Source organism: Terribacillus sp. DMT04 (assembly GCF_019056395.1).
Classification (GTDB): domain Bacteria; phylum Bacillota; class Bacilli; order Bacillales; family Amphibacillaceae; genus Terribacillus; species Terribacillus aidingensis_A.
Genome location: NZ_CP077639.1, coordinates 2,197,474 through 2,210,424, shown reverse-complemented (window position 1 = coordinate 2,210,424; position 12,951 = coordinate 2,197,474). Strand labels below are relative to the sequence as shown.

At 43.8% G+C, this 12,951-nt stretch carries 12 protein-coding genes; 11 read left to right on the top strand and 1 reads right to left on the bottom strand.

The features are described 5' to 3' along the window. Positions 1-32 precede the first annotated feature (32 nt). From accD to KS242_RS11740, 5 genes are all read left to right on the top strand, one after another. Complete coding sequence (gene accD, locus KS242_RS11760) at positions 33-890, top strand: acetyl-CoA carboxylase, carboxyltransferase subunit beta (RefSeq protein WP_217321509.1); 858 nt, start codon at positions 33-35, stop codon at positions 888-890. Further along, on the top strand, positions 887-1,840 hold the full coding sequence (gene accA / locus KS242_RS11755; RefSeq protein WP_217321508.1) for an acetyl-CoA carboxylase carboxyl transferase subunit alpha: 954 nt from the start codon (positions 887-889) through the stop codon (positions 1,838-1,840). The genes accD and accA overlap by 4 nt, the downstream gene beginning before the upstream one ends. A gap of 185 nt (positions 1,841-2,025) precedes the next feature. Then, positions 2,026-2,985, top strand: a complete 960-nt coding sequence (gene pfkA, locus KS242_RS11750; RefSeq protein ID WP_217321507.1) for a 6-phosphofructokinase — start codon at positions 2,026-2,028, stop codon at positions 2,983-2,985. 33 nt (positions 2,986-3,018) lie between these two features. Further along, on the top strand, positions 3,019-4,779 hold the full coding sequence (gene pyk, locus KS242_RS11745; RefSeq protein ID WP_217321506.1) for a pyruvate kinase: 1,761 nt from the start codon (positions 3,019-3,021) through the stop codon (positions 4,777-4,779). 109 nt (positions 4,780-4,888) lie between these two features. Further along, positions 4,889-5,281, top strand: a complete 393-nt coding sequence (locus KS242_RS11740; RefSeq protein WP_217321505.1) for an FxsA family protein — start codon at positions 4,889-4,891, stop codon at positions 5,279-5,281. Here the strand turns inward: KS242_RS11740 and ytvI are convergent. Then, a complete protein-coding gene (gene ytvI, locus KS242_RS11735) occupies positions 5,278-6,396 on the bottom strand; it encodes a sporulation integral membrane protein YtvI (protein WP_217321504.1) in 1,119 nt (372 codons plus the stop codon). The genes KS242_RS11740 and ytvI overlap by 4 nt on opposite strands. 46 nt (positions 6,397-6,442) lie before the next feature. Between ytvI and KS242_RS11730 the strand changes: the two genes are divergently transcribed. The 6 genes from KS242_RS11730 to pnpS all read left to right on the top strand — a co-directional run bounded on the left by KS242_RS11730 (position 6,443) and on the right by pnpS (position 12,893). Next, a complete protein-coding gene (locus KS242_RS11730) occupies positions 6,443-6,907 on the top strand; it encodes a DUF441 domain-containing protein (RefSeq protein WP_217321503.1) in 465 nt (154 codons plus the stop codon). 174 nt (positions 6,908-7,081) lie between these two features. Next, positions 7,082-8,200 carry a citrate synthase gene (gene citZ, locus KS242_RS11725; RefSeq protein WP_217321502.1) on the top strand — a complete coding sequence of 373 codons (1,119 nt, stop codon included), beginning with the start codon at positions 7,082-7,084 and terminating at the stop codon, positions 8,198-8,200. Between the two features lie 74 nt (positions 8,201-8,274). Beyond that, the gene (gene icd, locus KS242_RS11720) at positions 8,275-9,546 is read left to right on the top strand and encodes an NADP-dependent isocitrate dehydrogenase (protein ID WP_097041882.1); all 1,272 of its coding nucleotides are present in this window, start codon (positions 8,275-8,277) and stop codon (positions 9,544-9,546) included. Between the two features lie 21 nt (positions 9,547-9,567). Beyond that, positions 9,568-10,506 carry a malate dehydrogenase gene (mdh, locus tag KS242_RS11715; protein ID WP_217321501.1) on the top strand — a complete coding sequence of 313 codons (939 nt, stop codon included), beginning with the start codon at positions 9,568-9,570 and terminating at the stop codon, positions 10,504-10,506. 318 nt (positions 10,507-10,824) lie between these two features. Beyond that, positions 10,825-11,520 (top strand): response regulator transcription factor, encoded by a 696-nt coding sequence (locus tag KS242_RS11710; protein ID WP_217321500.1) that lies wholly within the window; start codon positions 10,825-10,827, stop codon positions 11,518-11,520. Beyond that, positions 11,520-12,893 (top strand): two-component system histidine kinase PnpS, encoded by a 1,374-nt coding sequence (pnpS, locus tag KS242_RS11705; RefSeq protein WP_217321499.1) that lies wholly within the window; start codon positions 11,520-11,522, stop codon positions 12,891-12,893. Before KS242_RS11710 ends, pnpS begins: the two co-directional genes overlap by 1 nt. The last annotated feature ends 58 nt before the right edge of the window (positions 12,894-12,951 follow it).

Below are 12,951 nucleotides of genomic sequence, written 5' to 3'. Positions count from 1 at the left end.
TTAGATGCGTTTGTTCAAAAGGAGGAATTACCTTGCTTAAAGATTTTTTTAGCAAGAAGAAACATGCTTCCAAGCCTAGTGAAGAGGCGAAGCAGGATATTCCTGAGGGACTCATGCTCAAATGCTCGGGTTGTGGGAAAATCTACTACCGAGAAGAGATGAGAAAGCAATTATATGTGTGCCAGAAATGCGGTCACCATCATCAATTGCCCTCTGACGAGCGAATTAATAGCTTGTTTGATGAAGGTTCATTCTTGGAATATGACAAAAATTTAGAAACGGGTAATCCGCTTGAATTCCCGAGTTATTCACAAAAGCTTGAGAAAGATCAGCTTAAGACGGAGTTGAAAGAGGCCGTTGTGACTGGAGAAGGCACAATTAACGGTTTCCGCACAGCATTCGCTGTCATGGATTCTCGTTTTCGAATGGCAAGTATGGGATCCGTTGTAGGAGAGAAGATCGCGCGTGCGCTGGAAAAAGCTCGTGAGGAGAACATCCCATTTATTATCTTTACAGCGTCTGGCGGTGCCAGAATGCAAGAAGGTGCGCTAAGCTTGATGCAGATGGCGAAAACATCAGCAGCAGTTCAGCGTTTCCGTGATGCGGGCGGATTAATGATTTCTGTTATGACAAACCCGACATATGGCGGAGTGTCTGCAAGTTTTGCTTCTTTAGGCGATTATAATTTTGCTGAGCCAGGTGCATTGATTGGTTTTGCCGGCCGTCGAGTTGTTGAAGAGACAATTCGTGAAAAGCTGCCGGATGATTTCCAGACAGCAGAATTTCTGCTGGAGCATGGTCAGCTTGATGCTGTCATCAACCGCCATGATATGAAGAAGTACCTGACTACTATCCTCGATATTCACCAAGCAGGAGGAAACGTATCATGAGACAAGTATTGGAATTCGAGAAGCCGGTTATTGCCCTGCGTGAAAAGATTGCGGAGCTGAAGAAATTCACAACGGACAGTGACCTGGATCTGTCTGAAGAGATTGTAAAATTGGAAACAAGGCTGGAGAAGCTTGAGAATGATATTTACACAAATCTTAAGCCTTGGGACCGTGTTCAAATGGCACGGCATGCAGACCGTCCGACGACGCTTGATTATATTGAACACCTATTTACGGACTTCCTGGAATTTCACGGCGACCGTTATTACGGAGATGATGCAGCCATTGTTGCTGGTATCGCAAAGTACAAAGGTCAGCCTGTCACGGTTGTCGGGCATCAGCGAGGAAAATCGACGAAAGAAAATATTCGCCGTAATTTCGGGATGCCGCATCCAGAAGGGTTCCGTAAAGCAGCACGTCACATGCAGCAAGCAGCCAAATTCGGCCGCCCTATCATTTGCTTTATTGACACAAAAGGAGCATTTCCCGGCCGCGCAGCAGAAGAGCGCGGACAAAGTGAAGCAATCGCCCGCAATCTAATGGAGATGGCTGGTTTTGAAGTACCGATCATCTGTATCGTTATCGGAGAAGGGGGAAGCGGCGGCGCACTAGCGTTAGGAGTTGGAGACCGACTGCTTATGCTGGAGAATTCTACTTTCTCTGTTATCTCCCCTGAAGGAGCTGCTTCTATTCTTTGGAAAGATGGCGGAAAAGCAAAAGAAGCTGCTGAAAAACTTAAGATAACAGCACAAGATTTGAAAGAATTAGGTGTTATTGATAACATCATTCCTGAAGTTCGCGGCGGTGCTCATCGAGACCTTGCATCACAAGCTGAACTAGTCGATCACGCCCTCACAGAGAATCTTGCACAGCTGGAAAAAATGGACAAGCAAGTATTACTAGAGAGAAGATGGGAAAAATATAGTAATATCGGTGCTTACACAGAATAGATCACTTAATAGATTCTCTGCATTTTCCGCTTCTGTAAACGTTTTACATAGGATTTTTGCAGATTTTCGACGCTCACTTTTTTTAATAAGAAAATTATATGTTTTTATTTGATAATTAGTCGGATAAGGATTATCTTTGAGAGGGTACAAAAGTTCTATAATCGAAATTGTGTAGAGGTGAGTGCATGAAAAAGATAGGTGTTCTAACAAGCGGCGGAGATTCTCCGGGCATGAATGCAGCAATTCGTTCCGTAGTCAGAAAAGCTATTTATCATGAATTAGAAGTTTACGGTATATACAACGGTTATCAAGGGTTGATTGATGGAAATATCAAACAGCTGGATCTTGGTTCTGTCGGTGATATCATCCAGCGGGGCGGAACGGTGCTTCATACTGCGCGCTGTTTAGAGTTTAAAACCGATGAAGGACAGGAAAAGGGTATTGAACAGCTGAAACGTTTCGGTATCGAAGGATTAGTAGTAATTGGCGGGGACGGCTCGTTCCGCGGAGCTGAAAAGCTGACACAAAAAGGTTATCCTTGTATCGGTGTTCCTGGAACAATTGATAACGATATACCTGGTACCGACTTTACCATTGGCTTTGACACAGCACTCAATACTGTAATAGAAGCGATTGATAAAGTGCGCGATACGGCTACTAGTCATGAGCGTACCTATGTTGTTGAGGTAATGGGCCGCCATGCAGGAGATATCGCCCTTTGGGCAGGACTTGCTGATGGTGCGGAAAGTATTCTTATTCCGGAACAGCCGACTGACTTCAACGACGTTATTGATCGTTTAAAGCGCGGTCAAGAACGCGGAAAGAAACATAGTATCATCATCGTTGCGGAAGGAGTCGGAAGCGGCTTCGAATTCGGCAAACGTATTGAAGAAGCAACTAATATGGATACGCGTGTAACAATCCTGGGACATGTGCAAAGGGGCGGATCACCTACTGCAAATGATCGCGTGCTAGCCAGCCGTTTAGGCGGTAAAGCAGTCGATCTCTTGCTTGAAGGCAAATCCGGGCGCATGGTGGGAATCCAGAACAATAAGCTTGTCGACCACGACATACTTGATATTCTGGATCAAAAACACGAAATCGATTTGGATATGTACAAGCTATCCCAAGAACTATCTATCTAATAGATGTTGCACTACTGAAGGAGGATTCTCATAATGAGAAAAACAAAAATCGTATGTACAATCGGACCAGCGTCTGAGTCCGTAGAAACACTAGTCCAGCTTATTGAGTCAGGCATGAATGTCGCCCGCCTTAATTTCTCCCACGGGGATTATGAAGAGCATGGTGCTCGTATCAAGAATATCCGCGAAGCAGCACGCCGTGCGGGCAGAACAGTTGGTCTCCTGCTGGATACGAAGGGCCCGGAGATCCGTACTGGTATTCTGCAAGATGGCGAGGCGAATATTGAAAAAGGTGACGAGATTTTCGTTAGCATGAACGAAATGGAAGGGACAAAAGAAAGATTTTCTGTCACTTACCCAGGCCTGATTAATGATGTTCACGTTGGATCTAAGTTCCTGCTGGATGATGGTTTAATTGAGCTGGAAGTATTGGACATCGATAAAGCGAATAATGAAATTAAAACAAAGGCATTAAACTCTGGTTTGTTGAAAAACAAAAAAGGAGTGAATGTCCCGGGTGTCAGCGTAAACTTGCCAGGTATTACTGACAAAGATGCAAATGACATTCAGTTCGGTATCGAACAAGGAATTGATTTCATCGCAGCTTCCTTCGTTAGACGCCCATCTGACGTTTTGGAAATCCGTGAATTGCTTGAAAAAAATGAAGCTGGTCATATTCAAATCATTCCAAAAATCGAAAACCAAGAAGGTTTCGACAATCTGCAAGCAATTCTGCAGGTGAGTGATGGCTTAATGGTTGCTCGTGGTGACCTGGGTGTTGAGATCCCGGCAGAAGATGTACCATTGGCTCAAAAAGAAATGATTAAGCAATGTAATATTGCAGGTAAACCTGTTATTACTGCTACACAAATGCTGGATAGCATGCAGCGCAACCCTCGTCCGACAAGAGCAGAAGCGTCCGACGTTGCGAATGCCATCTTTGATGGAACAGATGCGATTATGCTTTCTGGTGAAACGGCAGCTGGTAATTATCCAGTTGAAGCAGTGCGTACGATGAACAATATCGCGAAAAAAGCAGAAACAGCACTTGATCATAAAGCGATTCTTGATAAGAACTCTAAAGCAAGTGATATGACGATTACAGACGCAATCAGCCAGTCTGTTGGTCACACGGCAATCAATTTGAGTGTGAGTGCGATTGTAACGGCTACTTCCAGCGGCTATACAGCTAAAATGATTTCGAAGTATCGTCCGAAACAGCCGATTGTTGCTGTTACATTTGATGAATCTACCAATCGTAAGCTTGCACTTGTTTGGGGTGTGGAAGCTATCACAGGAGAGCGCGTAGAATCAACGGATGATATGCTTGATCTTGCAGTTGACACTGGCCTTTCTACTGGTCTCTTCAAACGCGGCGACCGCATCATTATCTCTGCAGGTGTTCCAGTCGGAGAAACTGGTACAACGAACTTGATGAAGGTTCATGTAATTGGTGATATCCTTGCAAAAGGACAAGGCATCGGCAAAGGCAGTGTGTACGGCAAAGCAGTAGTTGCTAAAAATGCGGAAGAAGCATTGCAAGAACTTCAAGAGGGCGATATCCTTGTAACATACGGTACGGATAAAGACATGATGCCTGCAATCGAAAAAGCGGGCGGCCTGATTGTAGAAGAAGGCGGCTTGACTTCCCATGCAGCAGTTGTCGGACTTAGCCTTGGTATCCCAGTTGTTGTAGGAGTTGCAGAAGCGACTTCTAAAATCAGCAGCGGTGCCTACGTAACAGTAGATGCAGCCAAAGGTGATATTTACGATGGACATGCCAGCGTCCTGTAAAAAAGAAAGTTGAAGGAAGGAGAGGGGGATAAGTCCCTTCTCCTTTTTTTGTTTGGTAAGACGGCTGTGGTAAACTATTAGTAATCTAAATGATGATGGAGCGTTGTATATGAAAAAAGCGTTACTGTTTCTATTTATCTTATTTCCGGCGCTTGAGGTTACGGTGTTTATCTGGACAGGGGCAGAAATCGGGTTTTTGTGGCTGTTTCTTTTAATTATGCTAACAGGCGTGCTTGGAGTGGCATTGGCTCGGCGTGAAGGTCTGCAGACTTACAGGAGAGCACGAGAGCAAATGCAGAACGGACAGCCCCCGACGGATGAACTATTAAACGGTATGTGTATATTAATTGGCGGCTTTCTGTTATTGCTGCCAGGCTTTATTAGCGACTTGCTAGGATTGTTGTTTTTGCTCCCATTCAGCCGCAGGAAGCTGCGCTATTGGGTGCAAGCATTGTTAATGCGGCTGGTAGCGAAAAATACTATTCGTGTGTATCGCCGTTAAATTTGTTTGCCATATTTCACATAGTTCCATAACAGATGCAGCACACCTGTCTGATGAAGGGTATGCAGGATCACCAGCAGCACGGGGCCGGCCAGCAAGCCAATAAAACCGAGTAATTGGAAACCTGCAAAAACAGCAATTAACGTTGCTAATGGATTCAGTCCAATCTGAACAGAAAGCAGGTTCGGCTCCATAAGCTGCCGCTGAAGCACAATGATAAGGTAAAGGACAGCTAGTCCTATTGTTACAGAGAATTTTCCGGTTAGAAAACTGTATAAAATCCATGGAACAAAGACAATACCAGTGCCCATATACGGGACAATATCAACGAGTGCGATAAAGAAGGCAGTAGCAAAAGGATGCTCAATCCGCAGCACCGTAAAGCCTATGCACATGATAAGGAACGTAAGACTTAGCAGCAATGCCTGGGCCTTGAGAAATCCAATGCATGCTTTTTTTAAACCCTCGCCAACTTGTCTTCCAGAAGACAGCAGCATGACTGGTAGAACACGTTCCAAAAATCGACTGATTCTCTCCCAGTCTTTACATAAGAAAAATGTGCCGAGTAAAGCAAACACACACACGCTTATATAGAGCGGGGCCTTACTAAGAAGCAAAGGAACCGCTTCTAATGCTGCTTGAATCCCTTCGCCTAGAGTGACAGATAAATGCTGGGCAACAGCTTGCAGGTTTTCATCAAGTGCATCTTGCTGACTGGAATCCAGTTCCTGCTGAAAAGACATCAGCCGCTCATAATAAGGCATTACATATTGTTCCGAAAGCTTCTGGATATAGCTCACAAAATCCGTAAAATGTGCGGGAACTGTTTTAGCTAAATAAGTGGCGCCTTGGGCAATTTCTGTAACTGCTAATGCTAACCCGCCAATACAAATTCCTAAAAATATCAATAGAACAAGAACAACGGCTGCTGTCCGATTTAGCGCCGTTTTATTTTCTAATAGGCGGATGAGCGGGTTTATTAGTATCGCTAAAATGAAAGATATAATAAATGGATAAACATAAGGTGCAGCAAGCATGATGAATGCGATACAGCCAACGATAGAACCGAGAACAATACACGTTCGAAGCAGCTGATGGAGCAGCGTCATCTGCATGAACTCACCCCTTTTATATATTTATAGAAATTTGGAGGAAATAATCTTGTTAAACACATCTTCATTGTTTTTAGTCATCATTTTACTTTTGGGAATAATTGGAAAAAATCAATCCATTACCATAGCGGCGTATGTGCTGCTAGGCATAAAAGTACTGCAGCTCGATGATAAGCTGTTTCCTTTTCTTGCATCCAAAGGCATGAGTATCGGAATAACCGTACTGACGATTGCTGTGCTTGTCCCTATTGCAAGCGGAGAAATTGGCTTTAAGGATTTATATGCAAGTGTGAAATCATATTATGCCTGGGTGGCACTCGCTGCCGGTATCTTAGTAGCAATTCTTGGCAAGTATGGTGTCAATCTGATGGCATCTGATCCACAGGTTACGGTAGCGCTTGTAATAGGCACTATCCTTGCTGTTGTACTGTTAAACGGAGTGGCAGTCGGCCCATTAATTGGAGCAGGTATCACCTATATGATTCTTCAGGTGATCGGATTGTTTACAAAATAACAAAAAATTAAAACGAATCAGATTATAAAGAAAACAAAAAAATTAAAACGTTTTCATTTCACAAATAGGCAGATTATGTTTATAATGAAAGTGCTTCACTCAAAGACCTGGCAATTTGAAGTTTTTATTACACATGTTATTGATTTTTACTTTTACTGAAGGGGAGAGATTAACATGGCAGTAGTTAAGGGGCTTGAAGGAGTTATAGCGGCAGAGTCAAAGATTAGCTCAATTATAGATGATCAGCTGACGTATGCAGGTTATAACATTGATGATCTTGCTAGTAATTCCAGTTTCGAGGAAGTAATTTATTTGTTATGGCATAATGAGCTGCCGAATGAGGAGCAGCTTGCACAGCTGAGAGGGGAACTGGCTGCGCAGGCAAAGCTTCCGGATCCAGTGATCGAGCATTTGAAATCCTATGATTTGAAAACGGTTCATCCGATGTCGGCACTGCGTACAGCAGTATCTTTGCTTGGATTGTATGACGAAGAGTCAGAAGTAAATACGCCAGAAGCCAATGCTAAAAAAGCGATCCGTCTGCAGGCGCAAATCGCAACATTGGTAGCAGCATTTTCACGTATTCGTTCTGGTCACGAGCCTGTGGCTCCAAGAACAGATTACAGCTATGCAGCGAACTTCTTGTATATGTTTAACGAGAAAGAACCAGAAGACATTGAAGTCGAAGCAATGAACAAAGCACTCGTACTTCATGCGGATCATGAATTAAACGCATCTACCTTTACAGCACGCGTTTGTGTCGGTACATTGTCTGATATGTATTCCGGTCTTACGGCAGCTATTGGAGCGCTTAAAGGGCCGCTTCATGGCGGAGCCAATGAAGCAGTAATGGAGATGTTGTTCGATATCAATGAGATTGAAAATGTAGAAGCATATTTGGATGATAAGTTCGCCAAAAAAGAAAAAATTATGGGTATGGGGCACCGCGTTTACAAACAAGGTGATCCGCGAGCGAAATTCTTAAAAGAAATGTCTCGTGAATTAACCGAAATTTCAGGACAATCGAAATGGTATGAAATGAGTGTGAAAGTAGAAGACATCGTCAAGCGGGAAAAGAACCTCCCAGCGAATGTTGATTTCTACTCCGCAACTGTATATTACAGCTTGGGAATTGATCATGATTTATATACACCAATCTTTACGGTGAGCCGCTTCTCCGGGTGGATTGCACATATTCTGGAACAATTCGCAGATAACCGTTTGATCCGTCCGCGAGCAGAGTATGTCGGAGAAACGCATCGTACCTATACATCACTTGAAGAAAGAATCTAATATTTTTACAACAATAGAGGCCAATATTTGCTAAACTGATAGAGTATCATATTTTATTTTAGGAGGAATCGAACATGGCTGAAGCAAACAAAATCACAGTAACTAACGGAGCGCTGCAAGTACCAGACCGACCGGTTATCCCTTTCATTGAAGGAGACGGAACAGGTCCTGATATTTGGGCTGCCGCAAGCCGTGTACTCGAGGCTGCAGTAGACAAAGCTTACAAAGGCGAGAAGTCAATTGAATGGAAAGAAGTTTATGCAGGGCAGAAAGCATTCGACAAGACAGGTGAATGGCTGCCGGAAGAAACACTTGAAGTCATCCGTGATTACAAGATCGCTATTAAAGGTCCATTGACAACACCTATCGGCGGCGGTATTCGTTCTTTGAACGTAGCGCTTAGACAAGAGCTTGATTTGTTTACTTGCTTGCGTCCGGTCCGCTACTTTAAAGGTGTACCTTCACCAGTGAAGAAGCCGGAAGATACGGATATGGTTATTTTCCGCGAGAACACGGAAGATATCTATGCTGGTATTGAGTGGCAAAAAGGCTCACCGGAAGTGAAAAAAGTCATCGAATTCCTTGAGAATGAAATGGGAGTACATAACATTCGCTTCCCGGAAACTTCTGGTATTGGTATCAAGCCAGTGTCAGAGGAAGGAACGCAGCGTCTCGTGCGTGCTGCAATTGAGTATGCTATCCAGGAAAATAGAAAGAGCGTGACGCTTGTCCATAAGGGCAACATCATGAAATTCACTGAGGGTGCCTTCAAGAACTGGGGCTATGAGCTTGCAGAAGCTGAATACGGTGATAAAGTATTTACTTGGAATCAGTATGACAAGATTGCAGAAGAAAAAGGCCGAGGAGCTGCTGACGAAGCACAAAAAGAAGCAGAAGCTGCGGGCAAAATCGTCGTGAAAGACGCAATCGCTGATATCTTCCTTCAGCAGATTCTAACACGTCCGGCAGAGTTCGATGTTGTAGCAACAATGAACTTGAACGGAGATTATATCTCTGATGCACTTGCTGCACAAGTTGGCGGTATCGGTATTGCACCGGGAGCAAATATCAACTATGATACGGGCCATGCCATTTTCGAAGCAACACACGGTACAGCACCGAAGTATGCAGGCTTAGATAAAGTAAACCCGTCTTCTGTTATCCTTTCTGGTGTGCTTCTTCTTGAGCACCTAGGCTGGAGAGAAGCGGCTGACCTCATTACAAAAGCAATGGACAAAACGATTGCTTCTAAAGTTGTCACGTATGACTTCGCTCGTCTCATGGATGGCGCAACAGAAGTAAAGACGTCCGAATTTGGTGACGAACTAATCAAAAACATGGACTAACTTGTCGAAGGAGGAATCATCATGGCAATAAAACGAAGAAAAGTATCCGTAATCGGTAGTGGTTTCACTGGAGCAACAACAGCATTCCTCATCGCACAGAAAGAACTCGCTGATGTTGTATTGGTCGATATTCCGGATATGGAAGATCCGACAAAAGGCAAAGCATTGGATATGCTGGAAGCGTCTCCTGTTCAAGGCTTCGATGCCCATGTAAAAGGAACAGCAGATTACGCTGACACAAAAGACTCTGACGTAGTAGTTATTACGGCCGGTATAGCGCGCAAGCCAGGAATGAGCCGTGATGATCTTGTAAACACAAATAGTAAGATTATGAAATCTGTTACAGAGCAAGTTGTAAAGTATTCACCAGACAGTGTGATTGTCGTATTGACCAATCCAGTTGATGCTATGACATACACGGTCTACAAGACTTCCGGGTTCCCGCGCAATCGCGTTATCGGCCAATCCGGTGTGCTGGACACGGCTCGATTCCGTACATTTGTAGCGGAAGAACTAAACCTTTCCATCAAGGATATTACCGGTTTTGTTCTTGGCGGACACGGAGACGACATGGTGCCGCTTATCCGTTATTCCTACGCTGGGGGTATTCCGCTTGAGACATTGATTCCAAAAGATCGCCTGGATGCCATCGTGGAACGCACACGTAAAGGCGGCGGTGAGATTGTGAACTTGCTTGGAAACGGAAGCGCATATTATGCGCCAGCTGCATCCTTGCTAGTCATGGTGGAAGCAATCCTTAAAGATCAGCGCCGTGTCCTTCCGGCTATTGCTTACTTGGAAGGGGAGTACGGCTACAACGATCTATTCCTAGGCGTACCGACAATCATTGGCGGAAACGGTCTGGAGGATGTTATTCAGCTTGAACTTACAGACGATGAAAAAGCCCAGCTAGACAAATCTGTCGAATCTGTACAGAAAGTCATGAGCGTTCTTCAGTAATCGCAGCTGAGACTAGAATAATAAAGTGTTAATCTAAAAGAAAACCGAACCATGAAAATTCTTCTGCAGAGTTTTCATAGGTTCGGTTTTTTAGTGTTTGCAGTTTGTGCAGTTTCTTTAACCGAATTAACAAAACTTTATATGTTGTCCGTGTCACCCAACCAAAGGAAAGCGCAAGAATCCTTTATATGCTAATGTTTCCGGTGTTTAGCTTATCTATTTTGCTTTATTTACAAACTCTTAACAGAGAAAGCGAATTAGTACTGTTCACTTTACAGTTAGAAAACGGTATGATGGGCATAGAGGGGGCTGGTATCTATGGCACAAAAAGTACTAATTGTAGATGACGAAGAATCTATTGTAACGTTATTACAGTTCAATATAGAAAGAGCCGGATTCGAAACAGAGACAGCTTTCGACGGTATGACTGGTCTGCAGAAGGCATTGCAAAATACATATGACATTATTGTGCTTGATTTGATGCTGCCGGAACTGGATGGCACAGAAGTTTGTAAGCAGCTGCGTCAAAAGCAAATTGATACTCCAATTCTAATGCTGACTGCACGTGACGAAGAACTGGACAAGGTATTAGGTCTTGAGCTTGGTGCAGATGACTATCTTACAAAACCATTCAGTCCAAAAGAAGTGGTCGCACGAATTAAAGCTATTCTGCGCCGAACAAACAAAAATGATAGTTTTATGGATAGCGGTGAAATTAAGATTTCGGGCTTGTCTATTTTTCCTGATCAATATGAAGCATCCATTAACGGTGATTCTTTAAGTTTCACCCGCAAAGAATTTGAACTTTTAATGTATTTGGCGAGAAACAAAGGCCGGGTTATGTCGCGTGACCAGCTTCTCAGCTCTGTATGGAATTATGACTTTGTTGGCGATACACGTATTGTAGACGTTCATATTAGTCATTTGCGTGAAAAGATTGAACCTGATTCCAAGCATCCTGTGTTTATTAAAACAATTCGCGGTTTGGGCTATAAGATGGAGGAGCCGCAATAATGCGTCGCAGCTCTTATGGGATTGTCGTGTATGGATCACTTATTTTGCTGATCTTTGCGGCAATCGGTTTTATCCTTATGCAAATCACTTCTGAGTGGTTTATCCTTTGGAGTGTCTTGCTAATAGGCGCTGCGTTGATCACATCTGTGCTTTACCGGCTGCAAGAGCGCTATATCAAACCCGTTTCCATGACTGCTGCCGTAGCAGAAGAGCTAGTGAAGGGCAATTACAAGGCTAGGAATTATGAGAATTTCTATGGAGATGCCGGCCGGCTGATTCGCTCGGTGAATCAGATTGCACGAAATCTCCACGAACTAGAATTGCTGGAAAAGATGCAGGAAGACCAGCTGGAGACAGTGATCGACAATATGGAAAGCGGTTTGATGCTTGTGGACGAAAGAGGATATGTTCATCTGGTCAATCGCAAATTTCTGTCTGTATTTGGCGGGAAAGATAAGGATTATATCGGTCATGTCTATCACGACACTATTTCCCAAAGTGATATCCATCATGTTGTATCCGAGGCGTTCCTTTACGAAGAGAAAGTCCGCGATGCTTTCATCTTGCAGCGGGAAAAGGAAAAACGCTTTTTTGAAATTGTTGCTGCGCCAATTTTTAATGATTCCTATGACTTAAAAGGCGCGGTACTTGTATTCTATGAGATTACAGAGTTGAAACGGGTAGAAGAGATGCGTAAGGACTTTGTTGCTAATGTATCACATGAGCTTAAAACGCCATTGACATCTATTCGCGGTTTTTCAGAAACGCTGCTGGAAGATGGAGCGTTGGAGGACCGAGAACTTACCGAGCGCTTTCTTACTATCATTAACAACGAGAGTCAGCGACTTCAAGCATTGGTAAAAGACTTGCTTGAGCTTTCGCGGTTGGAAAAGGATGAACTGCAGATACGAATGGAGCGTCTGGACTTCCGTACGATGGTTGATACAATCATGCCAATTATTGAACAGCATGCGGAAAGTAAGCAAATCCAAGTGCAGTTAGAACTGCCGGATAGCGTAATCATGCGAGGAGACGAAGATCGCTTGAAGCAGCTTGTTATCAATCTTATGAATAACGCAGTGAATTACACGTCGTCAAATGGCAGCGTGAGGCTGCAACTCACCCAATCTAATGATAGCGTTTTTGCTGAAATATCCGATACAGGGCTCGGTATACCAGAAGATTCACTTGATCGGATATTCGAGCGATTTTATCGGGTTGATAAGGCGCGCAGCCGGAATACCGGCGGAACCGGACTCGGACTTGCTATCGTCAAGCACGTCGTCGAGGCGCATGGAGGTACCATATCGGTCAGCAGTGAAGTAAATAAAGGTACGACATTTTCCATCCGTCTGCCAAAAGCACTTGGCTAAAGATCGTCCACTTGGACGATCTTTTTTGTTTCCAGAAAGAAACATGGTAAACTAAAAA